Below are 21,745 nucleotides of genomic sequence, written 5' to 3'. Positions count from 1 at the left end.
TTAGAGCGGCTTTCAGTTGGCTGCGGTCAACTGGTTATCGGCGGCGTTTACCAGGTGGCGGGCGTCATAGCCCTGGTCGAGCAGCACGGTCGTGAGCCAGGCGGCCTCGGTCGCTACGCGGGAATCGCGGTCGATGCCCCTGGCGGCCAGGATGGCGGCGATCTGGTCCGCGGTCTTCAGACGACCGTCATTGGCGAGGAGGTCGCCTGAGAGATCTTCTGAAAGATCATTTGCCAGCAATTGGTAGCTGTGGCGCTTCATCTCCGGCGCTGCGAGCGACCAGCTGTCGTTGCGGGCGATGGTGAAATTGCCGCGGCCGAAAGGGGCCTGCACGGTGGGGAGACCGGCGGCAAGGAGCGCTGGCAGGCCGCCATCGATCATGGCGACGCGCGGATGGCCGAGCGAACGGAGGGCGAGGACCAGTTCGGCATCCTCGCCAAAGCCATGGGCGGAATCGCCCAGCACGACGATCGGGGTGGCGGCATCAAGGCCGAAATCGCGCAGCCTGGCGGTGAGATCGGCATCGCTGCCGGCCAGATCCTCTGCGCGCAGCGCCAGCGCGTTGCGGATCGGCGCATGGGCGCGTAGCTCGGCATTGCGGGCGTCGATGACCAAGGCGCCGCTGGCGATGAGGGCGCGGGCCTCGTCGACCGACAGCAACCATTTGCGGTCAAAACCGATGACGTCCACGGCGACCGCTGGGGTGGAGGCCAGGCCTGTCAGGGTCGCCACGGCCCCGACGGCGATCGGGGTTGCTGCCAGAAAAGCCAGAATGATCAAGGATTTGGGCTGAAGCATCATCCGTCCTCAAATGCCTGGGCCCGCCTGATCAGCCGACACAAGGTCAGCGAAGCGAACCTATTCATCCGACTTTAAACACTATTAGACCGATAGAGTAAAGAGAGAAAAATTCAGGCGAGCCTTCAGGAATTCTGTTGAGCGGCCTCGGCCAGCACCCAATCGCGGAAGCGCCGGGCCGGCGGCGCCAGGCGTTCCCCGGCCCGCTCGACCAGGTAGAAGGCCTCGGTGCTCTTGATCTTGGCGGCGCAGGGCGCCACCAGGCGGCCGTCGGCGAGGTGGCTGTCGACGAAGCAGGAGCGGCCCAGCATGAAACCGCCGCCATTGAGGGTGAGGTCGACGGCGAGTGTCGCCGTATCGAAGACGATGCCGCCTGTCGCGGCCGGCGCGGCGCTTCCGCCCGCCCCGCGGAACCAGTCGGCCCAGCCTTCGGCAAAATTGGCGACATGGATGAGGCGCTGCGCGCCCAGATATTCCGGCGCCAGGGGTTTGGGCAAATGCGCGACGAGCGCCGGCGCGCAGACCGGAAACAGCCGGTCGCGGGTGAGCCTATAGGCGGTGAGCTGCGGCCACGCGCCGATGCCGCAGCGAATCTCAAAATCCGCCTCGGCATCGATCTCAAGGGGTGTCCACAAGGTGGTGAGGAGGCGCAGGCGCAGATCGGGGGCGACATTCAGGAACCGATGCAGCCGCGGCACCAGCCACAGATGCGCAAAGCCCGCCGTGACGCGGACCGAGACGTCGCTGCCCGAGCGGCCATGAAACAGCTCGTCGGTCCCCGCCCCCAACCGGTCAAAGGCGTCGCGGATGATGGTGAGATAGGAAAGGCCGGCCTCGGTCAGGCTCAATCCCTGCGGCCGGCGCAGGAACAATGTCTGACCAAGATGCTCCTCAAGCCCCTTCACCTGCTGGCTGACGGCAGCGGCGGTGACGCCGAGCTCCTCCCCGGCGCGGGCAAAGCTGATATGGCGCGCCGCCGCCTCAAAGGAGCGCAACATGCCCAAGGGCGGCAGCTTGCGGAAGGTCATGGTGACTCCAGGCTAAGTCCAACTTAGCCTATGACTCTAATATTTCTCGTTTGTCGAAGCCATATGCAAAGAGGACACTTGGCCTAGCATCCAAGAATGAGAGGGAACCCAGATGACCAAGCGGAAACCCAATTTCGTCATCTTCATGCTCGACCAGTTGGCGCCCCAATTCATGCCGAGCTATGGGCATAAGGTGGTGAAGACCCCTGCCCTCTCCGCTTTCGCGGAAAAATCGATGGTCTTCGATGCGGCCTATTGCAACTACCCGCTCTGCGCGCCGGCGCGTTACTCGTTCATGTCCGGACGCCTCCCCACCAAGATCGGCGCCTGGGACAATGCGGCCGAGTTCATGGCCGAGATCCCGACCTTCGCCCATCACCTCTCTGCCTTGGGCTATGACATGACCCTCTCCGGCAAGATGCATTTCTGCGGGCCGGACCAGCTCCATGGCTTCCACCGCCGTCTCACCACCGACGTCTATCCGTCGGACTTCGCCTGGGTCCCCGATTGGGACCGGCCGGAGGCCAAGCTCGATTGGTTCCACAATATGGACGTCGTCCATCAGGCCGGCATCTGCACGCGCTCGGCCTATCTCGATTTCGATGACGAGGTCGTGTTCCAGGCCAAACGCCATCTCTTCGACCTCGCCCGGAAGGACAGCGACCAGCCCTTCTGCCTGGTCGTTTCGCTGATCAGTCCGCATGATCCCTATCTGGCGCGGAAGGAACATTGGGATATCTACCGGCATGACGATATCGACATGCCGAAAGTGAAAGCCGGCGCGGTTCCCCTGGACCCGCACAGCCAACGCATTGCCAACGGCATCGGCATGCTGGACCCGGCACCGACCGAGGATGCCATCCGCAATGCGCGCCACGCCTATTACGGCTCGGTCTCCTATATCGACGAGCGCTTCGCCGATCTGATGCAGGCCTTGAAGGAAAGCGGCTTTGCCGACAACACGGTCACCATCGTCACGGGCGATCATGGCGACATGCTGGGCGAGCGCGGCTTGTGGTTCAAGATGAACTGGTACGAAAATTCGGCGCGCATCCCGATGATCATCAACGGGCCCGGCCTCAAGACCGGCCGCGTGAAGGCAGCGGTTTCGCAGATCGACATCCTCCCCACCCTCCTCGACCTCGCCACCGACGGGGCGCCCTTGCATGAGCAAGTGGTGACCGAGGGCCGTTCGCTGGTGCCGCATCTCACCGGCGGTGAGGGCCATGACGAAGTGATCGGCGAATATATGGGCGAGGGCGCCAAGGCGCCGGGAATCATGATCCGGCGCGGGCGCTACAAGTTTGTCCATTTCCAGACCGACCCCGACCAGCTCTATGACATCGAGGCCGATCCGCTGGAAGTCATCAATCTTGCGAACGATCCTGCCCATGCCGCGCGCGTCGCTGCCTTGCGCGCCGAGATCGCCAAGGGCTGGGACATGGAAGGCATCCGCCAACAGGTGGTGGCGAGCCAGCGTCGCCGCCGCTACCTCAACGACATCATCCGAGCGCAAGGTGTTGCCTGGGACTACCAGCCGATCGCCGATGCGCGGAACCTCTATATCCGCAATACCGTACCGATCTTCGAACTCGAAATGCGCTCCCGCTTCCCGGCGTTCAAGAAAGCGGCGGAGTAATCAGCCGTCGATCTCGATCACGACCTTGCCGCTGCTGCGGCGCTGGTTGATGGCGTCATGGGCGGCATCGGCCGTTTCCAGTGTGTAGCGCTGGGCGTCGAGCTGCGGCCTTAACTGCCCGGTATCGGCCAGCAGGGACGCCGCGGCGAGAATGTCGCCGTGATGGGCGCGGCCCTTGCCGGTGAGGAGCGGCAGCAGGGTGAAGACACCGGCATAGCTTGCCGCCCGGAAGGAAAGCGGGGCCAGCGCATGGGTGCCCCAGCCGAGGCAGCTCACCACGCGACCCCGATAAGGCCGCACGGCCTGGAAGGACGCATCGAGCGTGGGACCGCCGGCGGTATCGTAGATCACGTCGAATCCCTCGCCGCCGGTATGGGTGGCAACATAGGTCGCGACATCATCCCGGCGGTCGATGAAGGTGGCGCCGTGTTGTTCAACGAGGCGGCGGCGCTCCGCACTTTCCGTCGCGAAAACCTCGGCACCCCGGGCCTTGGCCAATTGCACGGCCATGCTGCCGACACCGCCGGCACCGCCGTGAACGAGCACGCGCTCGCCCGCCTGCACCTGGGCGCGGTCGACCAGGCCTTCCCAGGCGGTGATGAAGATGAGCGGTAAGGCGGCGGCGGCGCGCATGTCGAGCGCGCGGGGCTTCAGGGCCAGCAGATCGGCATCGACCGCGGCATATTCGGCGAGCGTGCCCTGATGTCCGCCCACACCACCCACCATGCCGAAGACCTCATCGCCGGCACGGAAGCGGTTGACCTCGGGTCCGACATCCGCCACCACGCCGGCGAGGTCGATGCCGAGAATGTTGGGGAGCGCATGGCGGGCATGGGCGGCCGTCCCGGATCGGATCTTGAGATCGAGCGGGTTGACGCCGCTGGCCTTGATGCGGACCAGAACCTGGCCCCGGCCCGGGACCGGGCGCGGCAGGTCGATCAAGCGCAGGGGTGAGGCCGGGTCCGTCGCCTGCAGGGCACGCATAGTCGGGATGCTCATGGCTCTCTCCTCGAATGCTTGGCTGAGATGCAACAGAGATACGCCATGCAAGGATATTTCGAGAGCAAAAAGAAAAACTAAAGTCCATGCAATTCTGCATGGAATAGTCTAGGATGCGCCATGGAATGGAGTGATCTGCGCATCTTTCTGGCGATCGCCCGCGCCGGCACCTTGGGGGCAGCGGCGCGGCAGGTCGGGCTCACGCAGCCCACCATGGGGCGGCGCCTGCGTGCCCTGGAACAGGCCTTGGGGCAGACGCTTTTCCAGCGCAGCAGCGAGGGCTTCATCCTCACTGACGAAGGCCAGGAGGTCCTGCCGCATGCCGAGCGGATCGAGGAGGAGACGCTGGCGGTCGAGCGCCTGGGGGCGGGGGGCGGGCAATTGCTGGGCCAGCTCCGCATCGCGTCGTCGGACTGGTTCGGCGCCCATGTGCTGACACCCATTCTTGCGGCGTTCGGCCGGGCACATCCCGCCATCGGCATCGAACTTATCACCGATCAGCGCCCCTTCAGCCTGGCCCGCCGCGAAGCGGATCTTGCCTTCCGCATAGCGCCCTTCGACGAGCCGGAAATCGTGCAGCGCAAATGCCTGCACATGGCATACGCACTTTATGCGCCCAAGGATGCGGCGCCGCCGTTATTGGGCGACGGCAGCGGGCTGGTGCTGGTGACGATGGATGCAGCCTTCGGCGATTTGCCCGATATGATCTGGCTGCAGCGCCGATTCCCTAAGGCGCGCATCGGCTTTCGCAGCAACAACCGCGACGTCCAGGCCCGGGCCTGCCTCAATGGTGCCGGGCTCGCGGTGCTGCCGCGCCTCCTCGGCGACGGAATGCCGGGGCTTATGCCCATCGATCTTGGTGAAACACGACCCGGAAACGATATTCCGGGCCGTGACGTGTGGGTGGGCTATCACCGCGATCTCAAGCGCGTGGCGCGGCTGCGCACCCTGCTCGATTTCGTGGCTCAGCGGCTGGCTTGAGCCGCGGATCGCTATCTGTCTTCGGTCACCAGCTTCGTCTCTTCGGTCTTGACGACGAAGACGGCCAGCAGCCGTGACGGTTCGGTGTCGCTGGCATTGGCGCTGACGCGATGATGGCTGCCCGGCATTTCGACGAAGCTTTCGCCCGTGTGGTAGATCTTTTCCGGCTCGTCATCGACTTGAATGCGAACGGCACCCTCGAGCACCGTCGCATAGATGAAGGCCGAGGCCGGATGGGTATGCGACGGCGAGGCACCGCCCGGGCCATATTCGACGAGCACGCCGCGCATGCTCATGCCGGGTACGTTCGGCAAGACGCGGTCGAATACCACCGTCACCTTGCGCTGGTCGGCATGCGCGTCCTGGGTCGACACCGCGCCGAGCGTGAGCCCGGCGACGACAATTCCGACGAGGAATTTTGCGAACATCTCAATTCTCCCTATCTGGATCCAGTTTGGCGGGTGAAGGCGCGCGGCCAAGCTGCCGGCATCAGGCGGAGTGCACCGAACGGCCGAGCCATTCGTCGAACCGCACCGTGCCGAGGCGGGCACCCGCACCGGCGGTCAGCGAGAGATCGTTGAGCTCGGAACCGAAATAGCGCGCATGGACATCGGGGACGATCTTGCGCGTGTCCTTCCTGGCGCTGAAGAAGCGCCGCACACATTCGTCGAGGCTGATCTTCTCCGGGCCGCCCACTTCGACCGTGCCATTGACCGGTGCGCCAAGGGCCACGTCGGCCAGGGCGGCGACGACGTCATCCGAAGCAATCGGCTGGAAAAGCGCCGGAGAGAGGCGGATCGTCTGCCCCTCGGCCGCGGCCTCGCCGATGGCGCCGACGAACTCAAAGAACTGCGTGGCGCGCAGGATCGTGTAGGGGATCTTCGATTCCTTGATCAGCTTTTCCTGGGCGAGCTTGGCGCGGAAATAGCCGTTATCGGCCAGGCGCTCGGTGCCGACGATCGACAAGGCCACATGGTGGCCGACACCCGCGGCCGCTTCCGCAGCCAACAGGTTGCGGCCCGATTTCTCGAAGAACTCCAGGACGGCCTTCTCCTCGAAAGAAGGCGAGTTCACCACATCGACAACGACGCTGGCACCGGCCAAGGCGCCGGCCAGACCTTCGCCGGTGACACTGTTGACGCCTGTGCTGGGCGAGGCGGCGAGAACGTCGTGGCCAAGACCCTGCAGCCGGCTCACCAGCTTGCCGCCGATAAGACCGCTGCCGCCAATGACCACAATTTTTTTAGATGATTGCTGATTGCCCATGGAAACCTCCTGTCTCAAGAATCGCCGCGGTGATCGCGGTCGATGGATGGAGGATGCCTGGAGGCCGGCCGGAAGACTTTGCGAGCGCCTTCAAGCGTCCTTGGATTTGCCTTGAATATTTGTCCAAAAGGACGGCACGGCCCGGTAATATCTCGGTGACACCGGACCATTCAGGTATGCCGGGCATTCAGCTATGCCGGGCCATGGAGCGTCGAATTGCGGTTCGCTTTCGAAAACTACCGGCTCGACCCGGAGCGGCGAGAGCTCACCCGCGGTGCCGAGGTGATCGCCATCGGGCCGCAGGTCTTCGACCTGTTGCTTTACCTGCTGCGCAACCGTGACCGGGTCGCCAGTAAGGACGATCTGCTGGACGCGGTGTGGGGCGGGCGCATCGTCTCGGAATCCACCCTCACCAGCCATATCAACGCGGTGCGCAAGGCGGTCGGCGACAACGGCACCGAGCAGCGCCTGATCCGCACGGTTTCCCGCAAAGGCCTGCGCTTCGTGGGCGAAGTGCGCGAGGAAATGGCTGCCCATCAACCGGGCATGTCGGCCGAACCACATGACGCAGCGGTGCCGTCCGGCCCCTTGGCACTTCCCGACAAGCCGTCCATCGCCGCCCTGCCGTTCCACAATCTCAGCGGCGATGCCGAGCAGGAATATTTCGCCGACGGCGTGGTCGAAGATATCACCGCGGCGTTGTCGCGCATGCGTTGGCTGTTCGTCGTCGCGCGCAATTCAAGCTTCACCTACAAGGGCCGGGTCGTCGACGTGAAGCAGGTCGGGCGCGAACTCGGTGTGCGCTATGTGCTGGAAGGCAGCGTGCGCAAGGCGGCCAATCGCGTGCGCATCACCGGCCAGCTCATCGACGCCACGACGGGCACACATATCTGGGCGGACCGGTTCGACGGCACGCTCGACGATATCTTCGATCTGCAGGATCAGATCACCGTGAGCGTCGTCGGCGCCGTCTCGCCCCAGCTGGAGCGGGCTGAAATCGAGCGCGCGAAACGGAAGCCCACCGAAAATCTCGATGGCTACGACCTCTATCTGCGCGGCATGGCGAATTTTCATCTGGGAACGCGGGACGCCATCGAAGAAGCGTTGCCGCTCTTCCACGAGGCGATAGAGCACGACCCCGATTTCGCCTCGGCCTATGGCATGGGGGCCTGGTGCTATTTCTGGCGCAAGATCAACGGCTGGATGACGGACCGGCCGGCGGAGATGGCGGAAGGTGCGAGGCTGGCGCGCCGGGCGGTCGATCTCGGCAAGGACGATGCGGTGGCGCTCACGCGCGGGGGTCATGCGCTGGGCCATTTCGGCGGCGATCTCGACAGCTGCATCGGCTTGCTCGACCGGGCGCTGATACTCAATCCCAATCTGGCGGCCGCCTGGTATCTCGGCGGCTTCCAGCGCATCTCCCGCGGCGAGCAGGACGAAGCGATCGGGCATATCTCGCGCGCCATGCGCCTCAGTCCGCTGGACCCGGAGATGGTGCGCATGCAGGCGGGAACCGGACTGGCGCATCTTTTGGCGGGCCGCTTCGACCAGGCATCGTCCTGGGGCGAAAAGGCCGCCGGCACATTGCCGAGTTTTCTTCTCGCCGCCTGTGTCGTCGCTGCCAGCCATGCGCTGGCCGGCCGGGTGACAGCGGCCGGCCATGCCATGGATCATCTGCGCAAGCTCGATCCCGATTTGCGCGTCGCGATGCTAAAAGACTGGTTGCCGCTTCGGCGCCCGGAAGACCGCATAACGCTCGCCGACGGTCTCCGAAAAGCGGGACTGCCCGAATAGCTCGCCGCTTAGGCCGCGCGTATCGTGTCGAGGAAGCGACCGACTTCGGTGCCGAGCGCCTCCGCCTGTTGCGACAATTCGCGGGCGGCGGACAGGACCTGCGTGGCGGCACTGCCGGTATCGCTCGCTGCCTGGTTTACGGCGCCGATATTCGACGAAACCTCGCCGGTGCCGATCGCCGCCTGCTGGATGTTGCGCGAGATCTCCTGGGTGGCAGCACTCTGCTCCTCGACTGCGGCGGCGATGGTGCTGGTGATGCCGCTGATGGTGCGGATAGTCGCGCCAATGCCGGCGATGGCGCGGACCGATCCTTCGGTGGCTGTCTGGATGCCGCTGACCTGTTCGGTGATCTCCTCGGTGGCCTTGGCCGTCTGGCCGGCCAGATTCTTGACCTCCGACGCCACCACGGCGAAACCGCGCCCCGCTTCGCCGGCGCGTGCTGCCTCGATGGTGGCGTTGAGCGCCAGCAGATTGGTCTGGCCGGCAATATCGCTGATCAAGCGCACGACATCGCCGATCCTTTGTGCGGCCTGCGCGAGGGTCTCGACCTGGGCATTGGTCCGTTCGGCATCGGCCACGGCGTCGGCGGTCATGGTGTTCGACTGCGCCACCTGGCGCGAGATTTCCTGGACCGAGCTGGTCAGTTCCTCGGTCGCTGCCGCCACGGTCTGAACATTGGTCGAAGCCTCGTCCGAGGCCGAAGCGACGATGGTCGATTGCTTTGCGGCACGCTCGGCAGTGACCGACATGGATTCCGCTGCTGCCTGCAATTCCGCGGCGGCTGACGACACGACGCGGATGACCGAGCCCACTGCTGCCTCGAATTCATCGGCCATCTTCATCATGGCGGAACGGCGCTCGGCTGCCGCCTGCTCCTTCATGCGTTCCTGCTCGGCCCGCAGCCGGTCGCTCTCGATCATGTTCTCCTGAAACACGCGCACGGTCTTGGCCATGTCGCCGATTTCGTCGCGCCGGCCGGTCCCCTCGATGGTGACGCCGGTGTCGCCGCCGGCCAGGCGGTTCATGACGGTGGTCATCGACTTCACGGGCCGCGCGATGGTTCGCGTCAGGGCGAAGGCGACGCCGAGTGCCACCAGGGCGGCGACAGCGGCAAGGCCCATGCCCGCCCAGGCATTGCGCGCACCGGTCTCGTCGAAGACAGCGTCATGCTCGACGGATTCAGCGTCGATCGACTGGCGGATCGCCAGCAGGCCTTCGGCCAGCCCGGCGGCGGCGCCGTCGATCTTGTCGTCGATGGCCCGCACCTGTTCGTCGACGGCGCCACCCTGCTGCAGCAGCGGCAGCATCTCGGTCTCAAAAGCGGCGGTGAGATCCCGATAAGCCTGCTGCGCCTGCGCAAGCTTGGCCGTTTCAGCATCGGTATCGACAATCTCGCCGATTTTGACGAATTCCTGTTCGACCGCTTGCTTCTTGGCCGACCAATCGGCGGCTGTCGCGGCGAGGTCGCGGTTGATCACGGCATCGGCGATGATCTGGTAGAGTTCGGCCCCGGCGGCGGAAGCGCCGGTGACGTAGACGGCGTCCTCGGCCCGCTCAGCGCCTTCGTCCTGCAACCCGCGCAACTGCGAGACGGTAAAGAAACTGAGCGCCGTCAGCGCCAGGATCAAAAAGATATTGATGCCCGAAGCCATGCCGAGCTTGCCGCCGATGGTCATTGGATCCCCCAAGTTGCGTATATTTTATATTGTTGGCGGCAGCTTAGGGTCGCTGATTTAACAGATTATAAATGCATTCAATTTACTTGATTACCTAAGTTTTATTCGTATATTCGCATATATGAATGGACAGAAAATGCGCATGGCGGCCGCTGAGGGCGCCGATCTGTTGGCCAAGGCGGCCGAGGCTGCGGCCTTCCTGCGCGCGCTGGCGCATGAGCATCGGCTGGCGATCCTGTGCACGCTGGAGGCCGGGCCGCTCAGCGTGGGCGAGATCGCGGGCCAGCTGGGACTCGCCCAGCCCAAGGTGTCGCAACATCTGATGCGCCTGCGCACCGAGGGGCTGGTTGCCTCCCGGCGCGAAGGCACCAGCATTTTCTATGAGGTGGCAAGCGAACCGGCGCGCGAGATCGCCGGCGTGCTCAAGGCTGCCTTCTGTCCACCGCCAACGCGGCGCTGAACAAGCATAAGGAAAAGATCATGGATTGGAACGCCTTCAACCCTCTCGCCGCCTTGGCCGGCGGCGCCCTCATCGGTCTTGCGTCGCTGCTGCTACTGCTCATGCTGGGCCGCATCGCCGGTATCAGCGGCATTCTGGGTGGCCTATTGCGGCGACCCGATACCGATACACCCTGGCGGCTCGCCTTTCTCATCGGCCTGCCGCTGGGGGCGCTCGCCGCAGCGCAGCTGCTTGGCGGTTTCATTCCGCGCCTTGTCACCGACACACCGGGCCTGATCGTCGCCGGCCTGCTGGTGGGCTATGGCACGCGCCTCGGTGCCGGTTGCACCAGCGGCCACGGCATCTGCGGTCTGGCGCGCCTGTCACCCCGTTCGCTGGCGGCAGTTGTTATCTTCATGGCCAGTGCCATGGCGACCGTCTTCGTCACCCGTCATCTGATCGGAGGCTGACCATCATGAACCGACCGATCCTTGCTTTGGTTGCCGGCCTCGTTTTCGGCGTCGGCCTTGTCGTTTCCGGCATGGCGGATCCCACCAAGGTGCTGGCCTTTCTCGATCTCGGCGCCATTTCCACCGGCGGCTGGGACCCCAGCCTCGCTTTCGTCATGGGCGGTGCGCTGGCCGTCACCCTGCCAGGCTTTGCCTTCGCGCGGCACCGCGCCCATCCGATCGCCGCGGACAGCTTCCAATGGCCCCAAGCCAACGCAATCGATGGGAAACTGATATTCGGCAGTGTCATCTTCGGCATCGGCTGGGGCCTGGCCGGTATCTGCCCGGGACCGGCACTGACCCTGCTGGCGCTCGACGGTTCCGCGGCGCTCATCTTCTTCGCCGCCATGCTGGGTGGCATGGTCCTCTTCGCCGTCACCGCGCGACGCTAGAAAGGCCCCCGCATGTTCTACGAACCGCGGCTGCAGAACAGCGGGCTTGCCATCGATCCCTTGAAGGCGCTGGTCGTGCCGCGGCCGATCGGCTGGATTTCCAGCGTCGATCTCGCGGGCCGCGTCAATCTGGCGCCGTTCAGTTTCTTCAACATGGTGGCGGACAGTCCGCCCATCGTCATGTTCGCTCCCAGCGGGCTGAAGCCTGACGGCAGCCCGAAGGATTCGCTGCGCAATGTCGAAGCGGTCGGTGCCTTCGTCGTCAACCTCGCCACCTGGGATCTGCGGGAGCAGATGAATGCCACTTCGGCAAGGCAGCCCGCGGGCGTCAACGAGGCGGAGGTGGCTGGACTGGAGATGGTGCCCTCGACCATCGTGGCGCCGCCGCGCGTCAAGGCTTCGCCGGTGGCCCTCGAATGCCGCTACCTCCAGAGCGTGGAGCTGCCGAGCCTCGATCCGGGTGAACCTAATACGGTGCTGTTCGGCGACGTGGTCGGCGTGCATGTGGCCGATCACCTCATCGAGAACGGCCGCGTCGACATCACCAAGGCGAAGCCCATCGCACGCATGGGCTATTCGCTCTATACGGTGGTCGACCAGACTTTCCGCATGACGCGGCCCGATTAATCCGAACCGATCGATCTACCAGCGAAGATAAGGCAGTACGAAATCTGGCTGTGGGCCGCCGGCGACAAGCTTTGCCAATGCCGCCTGGTCAATCCCCTGCGCGGTCAGCAGCACGGCATGGTGGATGCCGCCGCCGATCAGCAGCGATTTGGCGCCGATGCCCTTGGCGCCGGCCACATCGGTGCGCAGCGCGTCGCCGATGCCGATCAGCCGTTCCGCCGGCACGCCGAAATCGGCCAGCACGCGGCGATAGATGCCGGCATGCGGCTTGCCTTCGATGAGGATGCTGCCGCCCATCTGCTGATAGCTTTCCGCGATGGCGCCGGCGCAGATCTCGGCAACACCGCCGCGATGCACGACAAGATCCGGATTGGCGCAGACCAGGGTCAGGTTGCGCGCCCGGGCCTTCTCAAGCACGGGCATGAAATCGGCGACCCGGTCATCGGGGCTCGCGACACCGAGCACCAACAGGAAGTCGGCATGGTCGATATCATGGACGACGTCGAGCTCGAGGCCATGGGTGAAAGTGCGGTCCTGCGCGCCGATGATCTGGTAGGCCTTTTCACCAAGCGCCGCATAGCCCGGCAGGTCGCGCCTGGCGATGTGGTTCCACACTTCCTCGCCCGAGGTATAGAAGCCCTCATAGAGATCGTCGCCGATACCCATCTCCTGGAGGCGCGGCCGCACCGTTTCGATGCGGCGCGGCGCGTTCGATACCAGCGCCACCGGAATACGGCATTGCTTCAACCGACGCAGCGTCTCGACCGCGGCCGGATAGGCCTTGATGCCGTCATGCATGCAGCCCCAGAGATCCATCACAACGAGGTCGACATCGCCGATGATGGCTTCGAGGCCAGCGGGAAATTGGGTCATGATGCTCTTGTCTGCTTAGTGGAGGGCGGTTGTCTCGGCCCGGGCGATGCGGGGCTCGCCGAAGAGATAGCCCTGGCCGAAATCGAGGTGCATGTCGAGGAGTTCGAGCAGCATCGGTTCGGATTCGATATGGTCGGCGACGAGGTCGATGGCGAAGGAATCGAGCATGCGCTTGAATTCTTCCGGATCGTCACCGAGCGCGCCGGCGCGGGCGGCGGCGATGAGGCGTTCCGCCTCGATCTTCATGAAGCGGAAATGATGCCGCGACAGCTGGGCCGGGTTGAGATCGAAATGCGTCACCTGGTCCAGGCTGAAACGATAACCGAGCTGCGCCAGCCGGTCGAGGTCGCGCAGCAGTGCCTCGTCGGCCAGTTCCATCGCGCGCTGCGAGAACTCGAACACGATGGCCGGTGCCAGCTCCGCGTTCTGCGCCATCAAATTGATGAATTCGCGGAAGAAGTCACGGTCGCCCAGCGTGTGGTGCGAGATGTTGAGAAAGAAGCCGACACCGGCATTGGATTTGCGGATGCGGCGCAGGATCTGGATGCAGCGGAACAATTGCATGTTGTCGATCGCCGTCACCAACCCGTGCCGCTCGGCGAGGTCGAGATATTGTTCCGGCGTCAGCACGCGGCCGTCGCTGATGCGCACGCGCGAGAAGCATTCGAAAAAGCGGCGCTTGCGCTGGGGCAGGGTGACGATGGGCTGCAAAGCGAGCTCGACCCCGTTCTCGCGCAGGCCGTCGCGCAAGGCGTCGAGGATTTCGTCCTCGGCCAGGTCATAGGCGATGGGCGGCATGGGCAGGCTGGCGCTGCCGGCAGCAGCGGGCGTTGCTGCGGCCGCGGGTGATGCCGGGGGCGCCGCTGGCGCCACCACCACGGGCTCGTCGACCGGCACGACTTTGGGCGCCACGGGCTTTGCCGGGGCCGAAGCCGGAGTCTGTGCCTGAGCTTGCACCTTGGCTGCTTCCACCGCTGGCTTGGCGCCCGTCGGCTTGGCGGCACCTTTCGCGGTGCGGGCGCCGTAGAGCTGTTCGATCAGCTTCTGCAGCACCTTCACCTCATTGACCACCTCGCCCACATCCTGCTGCGGGGCGGTGGCGAGGTTGGCGAGGGTTGCACGAAGCTGCAGCATGTCGTCTTCAAGCTTGCGCTGGTCGCGGAGGACGTCGGCGAGCAGGCGGTTGAGCTCGGTCAGCGATTGCGCGCTCGCCCGGTTGCGCGCCTTGCCGAGAGCCGCCTGATGCGCAAGGCCACCCGCCATGACGACGAAGCCGCCGGCGATGGCGCCGAGGATCGGCGAGACGCTGGGGAGGAATTCGGGCAGCCACAGGGCCAGCACGACCGCACCCAGGGCATAAAGCAGGAAGATGAGGATATGCGCGCGCTGAGTCATGAATTAGCCCTAGCAACCTTTTGGTTAAGAGCCTGTTAAGAGATGCGGCATCCTAGCGATGATCGGCCCCGACCGCATCCGTCACCCGCGCAAAACCGTCGGCGCTCAACAACGGGCCCAGGCCGGCGATGATCCTGGCGGCAAGGCCCGGCCCTTCATAGACCATGGCCGAATAGATCTGCACCAACGAGGCGCCGGCACGGATCTTGGCATAGGCATCGGCCGCGCTGGCGACACCACCGACGCCGATCAGCGGCAGGCGGCCCTCTGTCAGCCGGTACATGCGCCCCAGCAGCGCCGTCGATGGCTGCAGCAGGGGTGCGCCGGAAAGCCCACCGGTCTCCTTGGCAAGGTCGCTGCAAGCCAAAGGCGGCCGCGCGATGGTGGTGTTGCTGATGATGAGTCCGTCGAGCCCTTCGTCCAGCGCCACAAGGGCGATGTCGCGCTGGTCATCCTCGGTGAGGTCGGGGGCGATTTTGAGCAGCAGCGGGGGGCGCTTCGGCAAAGCGTCGCGTGCCGCGCGCGTGCGGCGGATGAGCTCGGCCAGCTTCTCCTTGCCCTGAAGTGCGCGGAGGCCCGGCGTGTTGGGCGAGGAGACGTTGATGACGAGATAGTCGGCCAGGGGGCCAAGGTGCGCCACGCCCAATTCGTAATCGGCGGCGGCGTCTTCGGTTTCCTTGTTCTTGCCGAGATTGACGCCGACGATGCCCGCACCCCGCTCGCGCGTGGCCAGCCGGGTGGCCACTGCCTCCATGCCGTCATTGTTGAAGCCCATGCGGTTGATGACGGCACGGTCGGCCACAAGGCGGAAGAGGCGCGGGCGCGGATTGCCGGACTGCGGGCGCGGCGTGACGCTGCCGATCTCGACGAAGCCGAAACCGAGACAGAGCGCCCCGCGATAACATTCGGCATTCTTGTCGAAGCCGGCGGCAAGGCCGATGGGATTTGGAAAATCCAGCGACCACAGGCGCTGGGCGAGCCGCGTATCAACGGGGCCACGCCGCACGGTGCTGTGTACAGCCAGCGCACGCACGGCCAGGCGATGCGCATTCTCCGCATCAAGGTGGAACAGGGCCGGGCGCAAAAACGGATAAAGTGAATCGAGACAGGTCATGTGGAAACTGGACCTAACGGATGCGCCGGGCCGGGGCAAGCGCCGTAACGATTTTTCATGAGGGTCTATTCCTCATGACGCGAAATTTTCCTGTTCCCGCCGACCGTTTCCCTAAAGGTATTGAAAAGACACGAGAACATTCCGAAAAAGTATTGTTAAGAGGAACTTAACGGCATTCATACTTATACCGAAGTATAGAGCGCTCTAATCCTATTATTTATAAATGAGATGTTCTTTCTATCGATTTCATCGGCTAAAATGCTTTTCATCGTGCTGGTGATGCAGAGCCTTCGGGGGGAGGCGGTGTAATCATCGGAAGATGATCCTGAACCTCATGGGTTCAGTGTCGGATTTAGGAAGGGAGACGCTTCGTCCTGGGCTGCGGCAAGCGCGTCGTCATAGCTTGAACTTTAGGAGAAGCGATCGTGTCAGTTCCCATGTTGCAGCATGCTGATGTTTGGCGCGGCATTGATAGGCTCGCCGCCAAGCACGGGCTATCCGCCTCGGGTCTCGCGCGTCGCGCCGGCCTCGACCCGACGGCGTTCAACCCTTCAAAGCGGATCACGCGCGAAGGCCGCCCACGCTGGCCGAGCACGGAATCGCTTTCCAAGATCCTGACCGTCACCGGCGAGCCCTTCGTCGATTTCGTTCTCCTCACTGGCGCCGGCAATGGCGAGGCCAATGGCAACGGCCATGGCGGTGCCGCGGCCTATGACCAGGCCGTCAGCGGTGGCCGCGTCGTGGCGCGCGGGCAATCCCGCACCATTCCCGTCATCACGCTCGATCGCCTCGCTGCCGGCGATTGCTTTGACGCCAGCGGCATGCCGATGGGCCCGGATTGGGGCCATCTGGAATTCACCGGCGCCGGGCGCGACTATTTCGGCGTCGAGATCACCGGCACCGATTTCGACCCGATCTACCGCGACGGCGATACGCTGATCGCCGCCCGCGGGGCGGAAATCCGGCGCGGCGATCGCATCATTATCGGCACCAGCGCCGGCACAGTCCTGGTGCGAAAGGTGGTGCGCCACGATGCCGACGGCTACTACCTCGAAGCCGTCCGCCAGCCGGGCCAGCCGCAATTCGTGCCCCAGGACCAGGTGCGGTTCACCGCCCGCATCCAGTGGGTCAGCCAGTAATTCCCGTCAGCCTGTAATCCACGGGCGATAACCTCGTTTCAGCCGCCGGCGGGTGAGAAATCCCGCCGGCGGCTTGACATGTTCATATTGTTCCCTATATGTTCTTATTCAAGTTTTGAAGGAGAATGGCGATGGCGCGTTCAGCCCGGCGTATCGATCTCGACCTCGAAGCAGATGAGGCGGTCCTGCAGGCCACTTTCGACTTCCTGCCCCAGGAATTGCGGCACCGCCGCCGCTTCGGGTCCGAGGCTGCGGCGGAAGCGGCCGAGCGGCGGGCCCAGCTGCGCCTGGTCGACCGCCAGGTCACGGGGCTCGGCTCCCGCATCGTCGCTGCCCGGCTCCGGGAAATCCTGCGGCCCCGGGAAATTAGCGCGGGGGAAATTGGCGCGGGGGAAATTGCTCCTGTCCTAGGGCAGGAATGCAATGCCGATCCCATTCGGTCGTCAGTCCCATCGGTTCCGCGCGATCTCGCGGCCCTGGAGCGGGAACGCGCCGCGTTGCGCGAGATGGGCAATGTCCTCTTCTATTTCCGCGACGGCGAAGAATTGTCACAGGTGACGCAGCAGAAGCTGCATCCGCGTCCGCTGCCCGCGCGCTATTACGACCGAAATGACTGATTCCGACTGAACTTGGCATGGCTGGCGTGCGGCGGCGCCTGAAAAGGGTGACCGCGCGCCACTGCCACGGCGCTTGCGCGGCGGGAAAAAGCGTCCTAGCGTTTCACTCTGCTATCCGATGATCCTCTCGCGCGATGCTGCTTGGCTGCGGCGGGGTCTTCTTCATGAGTGAGGCTGGCCATGGAACAATGGCATTTTGTTGACGGCAAATGGGTCACCGGCAATCCGCCGCTGATGCGCGCATTCGATCATGCGACCTGGCTGATGGGCGGTATCTTCGACGGTGCCCGCGCGTTCGACGGTGTGACGCCCGATCTCGACCTCCATTGCCGCCGTGCCGTCCGTTCCGCCAGCAATGTGGGTTTGCGTTCGCCCTTGTCGGCGGGCGAAATCGAGGAAATCTGCCGCGACGGCATCGCGCGCTTTCCGCGCGGCAGCCATCTCTATATCCGCCCCTTCATGTGGTCGGAAGACGGCTGGATGGCGCCGGATCCTGCCTCGACGCGCATCTGCATTTCCGTCGTGCTGACGCCGCTGCCCGACGCCACCAAGGGCGCCAGTGCGATGATTTCCAAATGGCGCCGGCCCTCGCCGGAAATGGCGCCGACCGATGCCAAGGCCGTCTGCCTCTATGCCCAGGCCGGCCGCGCCTCGGGTGAAGCGCGTGCCAAGGGCTTCGACGAAGCGGTGATGCTCGACCCGCTCGGCAACATCGCCGAATTTGCCTCGGCCAATCTCTGGATTGCCAAAGATGGTGCGGCGATCACGCCGGCCGCCAGCGGCTGTTTCTTGAACGGCATCACGCGCCAGCGCCTCATCCGCCTCTTCAACGCGGCGAAGATCCCAGTCTATGAACGCACGCTGACGCCCAAGGACATTCTCGAATGTGACGAGCTGTTCTCATCGGGGAATTTCGGCAAGGTGATGCCGATGAGGCAGATCGAAGACCGCAAGCTCGAAATCGGCCCGATCACCCGCCGCGCCCGCGAACTCTACATGGACTTCGCCCATGGCGGCCTGCGCTCGGCGGCGTAGCCAGCAATCACTTTCCACCATCATCCCCGGGCTTGACCCGGGGATCTGGCGTGATTGCGCTCTGTCTATCGGTTGCTGACGGATGCCCGGGTCAAGCCCGGGCATGACGACAAAAGCTAAGTTCGGGATTAAACCGTCAGATGGCGCGCGCGGGCGCCACGTTCGATGGCGGCGGCGACGAGTTTGCCGATCTTCAGCTCGAAGCGCAGCAGGTCAAGGAGGCGCGATTCCTCCTCCGTCACCGTGCTGTCGGCCGCGGCGACATCGCAGGCGATGGCATAGGCCGTCTCGCGCAGCTTTTCCGGCAGGGAGGTGCTGATCTTCTTGAGCACCGCATCGAGCCCGTCCTTGCCGTTCAAGAGATCAACGCAGGAGGCCGACGTCTTGGCGATATGCGCGCGGTCGAAATCGCGGAAGACCGGCAGATGGCCGACCATATCGCCGATCGACGACATCTCCGCATCCGACATGTCGCGGTCCGCCGCCGCCATCAGCACCATGGTGTAGATGAGGGCGGTATGGTGAGCTTGCACGGCCATTTTCATTCGTTCCTATACCTGATGACGTAAATCGCCCGCACAATAGCGGTGGGCGGGTTCCCGCTCAACCCCTGGGCCAATAGCCGTTCCGGGGCCTTATTTATTAACGGTTTCGGCCAGAAAAGCGGCGGTGAGGTCGATCGTGGCCTTGAGGCCGATGCGTTCCACCGCCACATCCGCCGGAAAGGCCGTGAGCAGGCGCGAGGGCATGGCCTTGTCGAGCAGCACGAAAACGCCGTGATCGTCGGCGCGGCGGATGAGCCGGCCGAAGGCCTGTTTGAGCTTCAGCCGCGTCAGCTGGTCCTCGTAAGCCGTGCCGCCAAAGGCCGCCTTCCGGGCGCGGTGGAGGAGGTCGGGTCGCGGCCATGGCACGCGGTCGAAGACGATGAGCCGAAGCGCATTCCCCGGCACGTCGACGCCGTCGCGGACCGCATCGGTGCCAAGCAGGCAGGCATCGAGATCGCCGCGAAAAATGTCGATGAGGGTCGCATTGTCCATCGCGTCGACATGCTGGGCGAGGAGGTTGAGCCCTTCCGCCTCCAGCGCCGGCGCGATACGGCGGTGCACCTCGCGCAGGCGCTGGATGGCGGTGAAGAGGCCAAGCGCGCCACCGCGTGCGGCGAGGAAGAGCGTGCGGTAGGCCGCAGCCACCTGCGCCATGTCGTCCTTGTCGAGATCGGTGACGATGAAGACGCGGGTCTGCTTGGCATAATCGAAAGGCGAGGGCACGCGCAGGCGATAGGCGGGGAGGGGCAGGTGATTGGTGCCGGCCCGCGCCTCGGCCCCGGCCCAGGATTGCTCCGACCCGCTGCCGTCAGTGAGCGTCGCCGAGGTCACGACCACGCCATGGGCGGGCTTCATCACCGCTTCGGCAAAGGGACGGGTGGGATCGAGGAAATGGCGATACATGCCGACATCGAGCTCACGCCCGTCGCTGCGCTCCAGTCCGAACCAATCGACGAAGAGCGGTGCATCGCCGATCGGATCAGGTATCTGGTTGCTGGCCAGCGCCTTCAGCATGGCGCGCCAGGCGCCGATCTCCATGTCGCCGCGCCGCTGCAGGCCGCGCGCCATCGCGTCGATGCGTTGCCGTTCCGCGCTCTCGAGCGCTTCCGCCTCATCGTCGAGACGGCGCAGCAGTTTTGCCGCCAGCGCCAGCATCGGCTCCATCAGCGCGCTGAGCGCGCGGTCGAGGGCGACGCTGGCCAAGGCGACGTCCGGTTCCAGCGGCGCGCAGGCGCATTCCAGGCTGTAGCCGCTGCGCGGTGCCGCAGCCCGCGCCAGCACCTGGTGGCGCACGGCGTGGAGGAACTTCTCAGCAGCACCCAATGACTGGTTCTCCGCCATGCGTTGCTGCCAGCCCTCGCTCACCAGCGCTCTCGCCGCCTGCAGGATCGCATCCACCAGTGCCGGCATCTCGGCATCGTCGAGGATGAGATCATCGAGACGGCGTTTGAGACCCCGCGCGCGGCTGGAGCGGCCGCCTTCGGCACCGAGCAGCCAACGCCGGAGATCGCCCATTTCCTGGCCGGTGAGATGGGCCGCAAAGGCGCCATCGGTCGCGCTGAAAAGATGATGGCCTTCGTCGAACACGTAACGTGTCGGCAGGCGCTGCTCGTCATTGTTGCCGCCATTAATCGCTGCCTGAATCATCACCAGCGCATGATTGGCGATGACGATCTCGGCTTTCCTGGCGCGGCGTGCCGAGCGTTCGATGAAGCAGCGCGTGTAATGCGGGCAGGCGGCATAGATGCATTCGCCGCGCCGGTCGGCGAGACCATAGGAGCGGCCCTGCCCGATGAGATCGGGCAGCCAGCCCGGAAAGTCGCCGCCCACCATGTCGCCGTCGCGCGTCGTCATGGCCCAGCGCGCGACCAGGCCGAAGCCCACCGCATCGACCGGGCGGCTGCCGAGCTGCCCACCCATTTCGGCGAGGTTGAGGATGCAGAGATAATTCTCGCGCCCCTTGCGGATGACGACCTTCTGCGCCTTCTGCGCCGGGTTGGGATAAAGCCGGTCGAGCTCGCCATCGATCTGGTGCTGCAGATGCCTTGTATAGGTGCTGATCCAGACCGGTCCCTGGTTGCGCTGCGCCCAGAGGCTCGCCGGCGCGATATAGCCCAGCGTCTTGCCCACACCCGTGCCGGCCTCGGCCAGAACGACATTGGGGGCACCCTCTTCGGGGCGCGGGCAGAAGGCGGGGGTGAGGCCGGCGGCAAAATCAGCCTGCGCCGCGCGCTGCTCGGCCCCTTCGCCGATGAGGTCGGCAAGGCGGCGGCGAGTTTCCTCGGCCGTGATGGGCAGATGATCTGGTTCCGGCGGTGGTGCGCCATCACTCCATTCCGGAAGCTCGTCCCAGATGTTAATTCCGGGGGACGAACCGCCCTCCGCCTGGAAGTCGAGGGCGCGCAGCACGAAGGGGCCCCAGGCCCAGCCGGCCCGCGCCATCGCCCAGGCAATGCCGGTGGTGCGCCGCCGCTGCCGCGACAGGGTGGCAAGCTCGGTCAGCAGCAACCGCGCGCATTCATGCAGCAGCCTTGCTTCCACCAGCGGGTCATGATGCGGCGGTACGGGCAGGCCGAGAATCTCGGCAAGACCCTTGGGTGTCGGTAGCGAAAAACTGGCCGGGCGCACGAAGGCATAAAGCTCGAGGAGATCGAAGGCGAAGAATCGCTCGACCTTCAGGCGCCGGGCGGTGGCCGGCGCATGCACCAGCAGCGGCGCCCGGGCGCGTCCCGACAAGGAGGCGGTGCCATGGCTGACACGCTGTGGTGTCGCCGCTGCGTGCTCCAGCCATACCGCCTCGCCATGATAGGCGATGAGGGCCGGAAGCTCGGCTAGGTTGGCGGCGCGCTGGCTGATTGTACCGGTTTCGTTCATCACGC

The 21,745-nt window shown here is 64.8% G+C and carries 21 protein-coding genes; 10 read left to right on the top strand and 11 right to left on the bottom strand.

All coding sequences use genetic code 11. The features are described 5' to 3' along the window. Positions 1-12 precede the first annotated feature (12 nt). Together ACE3OA_RS10980 and ACE3OA_RS10975 are read right to left on the bottom strand one after the other, a co-directional pair. Entirely contained in the window at positions 13-801 is a 789-nt protein-coding gene (locus tag ACE3OA_RS10980; protein WP_374310794.1) for a sulfurtransferase, read from the bottom strand. Between the two features lie 122 nt (positions 802-923). Further along, positions 924-1,826, bottom strand: coding sequence for a LysR substrate-binding domain-containing protein (locus ACE3OA_RS10975; RefSeq protein ID WP_374310793.1), 903 nt, complete (start codon positions 1,824-1,826; stop codon positions 924-926). Positions 1,827-1,938: 112 nt separating this feature from the next. Between ACE3OA_RS10975 and betC the strand changes: the two genes are divergently transcribed. Further along, entirely contained in the window at positions 1,939-3,465 is a 1,527-nt protein-coding gene (gene betC, locus ACE3OA_RS10970; RefSeq protein ID WP_374310792.1) for a choline-sulfatase, read from the top strand. Here the strand turns inward: betC and ACE3OA_RS10965 are convergent, their stop codons facing one another. After that, the gene (locus ACE3OA_RS10965) at positions 3,466-4,464 is read right to left on the bottom strand and encodes a zinc-dependent alcohol dehydrogenase family protein (RefSeq protein WP_374310791.1); all 999 of its coding nucleotides are present in this window, start codon (positions 4,462-4,464) and stop codon (positions 3,466-3,468) included. 120 nt (positions 4,465-4,584) lie between these two features. Here ACE3OA_RS10965 and ACE3OA_RS10960 point away from each other — a divergent pair, with 120 nt between their 5' ends. Beyond that, positions 4,585-5,445: a LysR family transcriptional regulator gene (locus ACE3OA_RS10960; protein WP_374310790.1), complete on the top strand. Its 861-nt coding sequence runs from the start codon at positions 4,585-4,587 to the stop codon at positions 5,443-5,445. Positions 5,446-5,456: 11 nt separating this feature from the next. Here the strand turns inward: ACE3OA_RS10960 and ACE3OA_RS10955 are convergent, their stop codons facing one another. Together ACE3OA_RS10955 and ACE3OA_RS10950 are read right to left on the bottom strand one after the other, a co-directional pair. After that, positions 5,457-5,873 (bottom strand): cupin domain-containing protein, encoded by a 417-nt coding sequence (locus ACE3OA_RS10955; protein ID WP_374310789.1) that lies wholly within the window; start codon positions 5,871-5,873, stop codon positions 5,457-5,459. A gap of 61 nt (positions 5,874-5,934) precedes the next feature. Then, a complete protein-coding gene (locus ACE3OA_RS10950) occupies positions 5,935-6,711 on the bottom strand; it encodes an SDR family oxidoreductase (protein ID WP_374310788.1) in 777 nt (258 codons plus the stop codon). A gap of 216 nt (positions 6,712-6,927) precedes the next feature. On the opposite strand from ACE3OA_RS10950, the gene ACE3OA_RS10945 reads away from it, so the two are divergent. Continuing rightward, positions 6,928-8,505, top strand: coding sequence for a winged helix-turn-helix domain-containing protein (locus ACE3OA_RS10945; protein ID WP_374310787.1), 1,578 nt, complete (start codon positions 6,928-6,930; stop codon positions 8,503-8,505). 8 nt (positions 8,506-8,513) lie between these two features. Here ACE3OA_RS10945 and ACE3OA_RS10940 read toward each other — a convergent pair whose 3' ends face one another. Beyond that, complete coding sequence (locus ACE3OA_RS10940; RefSeq protein ID WP_374310786.1) at positions 8,514-10,181, bottom strand: methyl-accepting chemotaxis protein; 1,668 nt, start codon at positions 10,179-10,181, stop codon at positions 8,514-8,516. 142 nt (positions 10,182-10,323) lie between these two features. On the opposite strand from ACE3OA_RS10940, the gene ACE3OA_RS10935 reads away from it, so the two are divergent. The 4 genes from ACE3OA_RS10935 to ACE3OA_RS10920 are packed head-to-tail and all read left to right on the top strand — an operon-like array spanning position 10,324 to position 12,148. Continuing rightward, entirely contained in the window at positions 10,324-10,641 is a 318-nt protein-coding gene (locus ACE3OA_RS10935; protein WP_374310785.1) for an ArsR/SmtB family transcription factor, read from the top strand. Beyond that, positions 10,638-11,090: a YeeE/YedE family protein gene (locus tag ACE3OA_RS10930; protein WP_374310907.1), complete on the top strand. Its 453-nt coding sequence runs from the start codon at positions 10,638-10,640 to the stop codon at positions 11,088-11,090. Before ACE3OA_RS10935 ends, ACE3OA_RS10930 begins: the two co-directional genes overlap by 4 nt. A gap of 5 nt (positions 11,091-11,095) precedes the next feature. Next, the gene (locus ACE3OA_RS10925; protein WP_374310784.1) at positions 11,096-11,521 is read left to right on the top strand and encodes a DUF6691 family protein; all 426 of its coding nucleotides are present in this window, start codon (positions 11,096-11,098) and stop codon (positions 11,519-11,521) included. A gap of 12 nt (positions 11,522-11,533) precedes the next feature. Beyond that, on the top strand, positions 11,534-12,148 hold the full coding sequence (locus ACE3OA_RS10920) for a flavin reductase family protein (protein ID WP_374310783.1): 615 nt from the start codon (positions 11,534-11,536) through the stop codon (positions 12,146-12,148). 15 nt (positions 12,149-12,163) lie between these two features. Here the strand turns inward: ACE3OA_RS10920 and ACE3OA_RS10915 are convergent, their stop codons facing one another. The 3 genes from ACE3OA_RS10915 to ACE3OA_RS10905 are packed head-to-tail and all read right to left on the bottom strand — an operon-like array spanning position 12,164 to position 15,530. Further along, complete coding sequence (locus tag ACE3OA_RS10915; RefSeq protein WP_374310782.1) at positions 12,164-13,021, bottom strand: TIGR01459 family HAD-type hydrolase; 858 nt, start codon at positions 13,019-13,021, stop codon at positions 12,164-12,166. A 15-nt stretch (positions 13,022-13,036) separates the two neighbouring features. Further along, complete coding sequence (locus ACE3OA_RS10910; protein ID WP_374310781.1) at positions 13,037-14,416, bottom strand: EAL domain-containing protein; 1,380 nt, start codon at positions 14,414-14,416, stop codon at positions 13,037-13,039. A 52-nt stretch (positions 14,417-14,468) separates the two neighbouring features. Then, a complete protein-coding gene (locus ACE3OA_RS10905) occupies positions 14,469-15,530 on the bottom strand; it encodes a quinone-dependent dihydroorotate dehydrogenase (protein WP_374310780.1) in 1,062 nt (353 codons plus the stop codon). A 425-nt stretch (positions 15,531-15,955) separates the two neighbouring features. Here ACE3OA_RS10905 and ACE3OA_RS10900 point away from each other — a divergent pair, with 425 nt between their 5' ends. The 3 genes from ACE3OA_RS10900 (at position 15,956) to ACE3OA_RS10890 (ending at position 18,321) form a co-directional block, all read left to right on the top strand. After that, on the top strand, positions 15,956-16,669 hold the full coding sequence (locus tag ACE3OA_RS10900) for a helix-turn-helix transcriptional regulator (protein ID WP_374310779.1): 714 nt from the start codon (positions 15,956-15,958) through the stop codon (positions 16,667-16,669). A 131-nt stretch (positions 16,670-16,800) separates the two neighbouring features. Beyond that, positions 16,801-17,286 carry a hypothetical protein gene (locus ACE3OA_RS10895; RefSeq protein ID WP_374310778.1) on the top strand — a complete coding sequence of 162 codons (486 nt, stop codon included), beginning with the start codon at positions 16,801-16,803 and terminating at the stop codon, positions 17,284-17,286. Between the two features lie 180 nt (positions 17,287-17,466). Then, the gene (locus tag ACE3OA_RS10890; protein WP_374310777.1) at positions 17,467-18,321 is read left to right on the top strand and encodes a branched-chain amino acid aminotransferase; all 855 of its coding nucleotides are present in this window, start codon (positions 17,467-17,469) and stop codon (positions 18,319-18,321) included. A gap of 128 nt (positions 18,322-18,449) precedes the next feature. Here ACE3OA_RS10890 and ACE3OA_RS10885 read toward each other — a convergent pair whose 3' ends face one another. Further along, entirely contained in the window at positions 18,450-18,860 is a 411-nt protein-coding gene (locus tag ACE3OA_RS10885) for a tellurite resistance TerB family protein (RefSeq protein WP_374310776.1), read from the bottom strand. A gap of 96 nt (positions 18,861-18,956) precedes the next feature. After that, positions 18,957-21,740 (bottom strand): ATP-dependent DNA helicase, encoded by a 2,784-nt coding sequence (locus ACE3OA_RS10880; protein WP_374310775.1) that lies wholly within the window; start codon positions 21,738-21,740, stop codon positions 18,957-18,959. Positions 21,741-21,745: the final 5 nt, after the last annotated feature.

The organism is Dongia sp., assembly GCF_041906375.1.
Taxonomy (GTDB): Bacteria; Pseudomonadota; Alphaproteobacteria; order Dongiales; family Dongiaceae; genus Dongia.
This window is presented reverse-complemented; position numbering and strand designations above follow the sequence as displayed.

Bases quoted from the DNA above. Each gene is read 5' to 3' on its own strand.
- ACE3OA_RS10890 (WP_374310777.1), top strand. From the start codon at position 17,467: ATGGAACAATGGCATTTTGTTGACGGCAAATGGGTCACCGGCAATCCG.
- ACE3OA_RS10950 (WP_374310788.1), bottom strand. From the start codon at position 6,711: ATGGGCAATCAGCAATCATCTAAAAAAATTGTGGTCATTGGCGGCAGC.
- ACE3OA_RS10880 (WP_374310775.1), bottom strand. From the start codon at position 21,740: ATGAACGAAACCGGTACAATCAGCCAGCGCGCCGCCAACCTAGCCGAG.
- ACE3OA_RS10960 (WP_374310790.1), top strand. From the start codon at position 4,585: ATGGAATGGAGTGATCTGCGCATCTTTCTGGCGATCGCCCGCGCCGGC.
- ACE3OA_RS10955 (WP_374310789.1), bottom strand. From the start codon at position 5,873: ATGTTCGCAAAATTCCTCGTCGGAATTGTCGTCGCCGGGCTCACGCTC.
- ACE3OA_RS10895 (WP_374310778.1), top strand. From the start codon at position 16,801: ATGGCGCGTTCAGCCCGGCGTATCGATCTCGACCTCGAAGCAGATGAG.
- ACE3OA_RS10965 (WP_374310791.1), bottom strand. From the start codon at position 4,464: ATGAGCATCCCGACTATGCGTGCCCTGCAGGCGACGGACCCGGCCTCA.
- ACE3OA_RS10940 (WP_374310786.1), bottom strand. From the start codon at position 10,181: ATGACCATCGGCGGCAAGCTCGGCATGGCTTCGGGCATCAATATCTTT.
- ACE3OA_RS10975 (WP_374310793.1), bottom strand. From the start codon at position 1,826: ATGACCTTCCGCAAGCTGCCGCCCTTGGGCATGTTGCGCTCCTTTGAG.
- ACE3OA_RS10980 (WP_374310794.1), bottom strand. From the start codon at position 801: ATGATGCTTCAGCCCAAATCCTTGATCATTCTGGCTTTTCTGGCAGCA.
- ACE3OA_RS10925 (WP_374310784.1), top strand. From the start codon at position 11,096: ATGAACCGACCGATCCTTGCTTTGGTTGCCGGCCTCGTTTTCGGCGTC.
- betC (WP_374310792.1), top strand. From the start codon at position 1,939: ATGACCAAGCGGAAACCCAATTTCGTCATCTTCATGCTCGACCAGTTG.
- ACE3OA_RS10885 (WP_374310776.1), bottom strand. From the start codon at position 18,860: ATGGCCGTGCAAGCTCACCATACCGCCCTCATCTACACCATGGTGCTG.
- ACE3OA_RS10920 (WP_374310783.1), top strand. From the start codon at position 11,534: ATGTTCTACGAACCGCGGCTGCAGAACAGCGGGCTTGCCATCGATCCC.
- ACE3OA_RS10910 (WP_374310781.1), bottom strand. From the start codon at position 14,416: ATGACTCAGCGCGCGCATATCCTCATCTTCCTGCTTTATGCCCTGGGT.
- ACE3OA_RS10935 (WP_374310785.1), top strand. From the start codon at position 10,324: ATGGCGGCCGCTGAGGGCGCCGATCTGTTGGCCAAGGCGGCCGAGGCT.
- ACE3OA_RS10915 (WP_374310782.1), bottom strand. From the start codon at position 13,021: ATGACCCAATTTCCCGCTGGCCTCGAAGCCATCATCGGCGATGTCGAC.
- ACE3OA_RS10905 (WP_374310780.1), bottom strand. From the start codon at position 15,530: ATGACCTGTCTCGATTCACTTTATCCGTTTTTGCGCCCGGCCCTGTTC.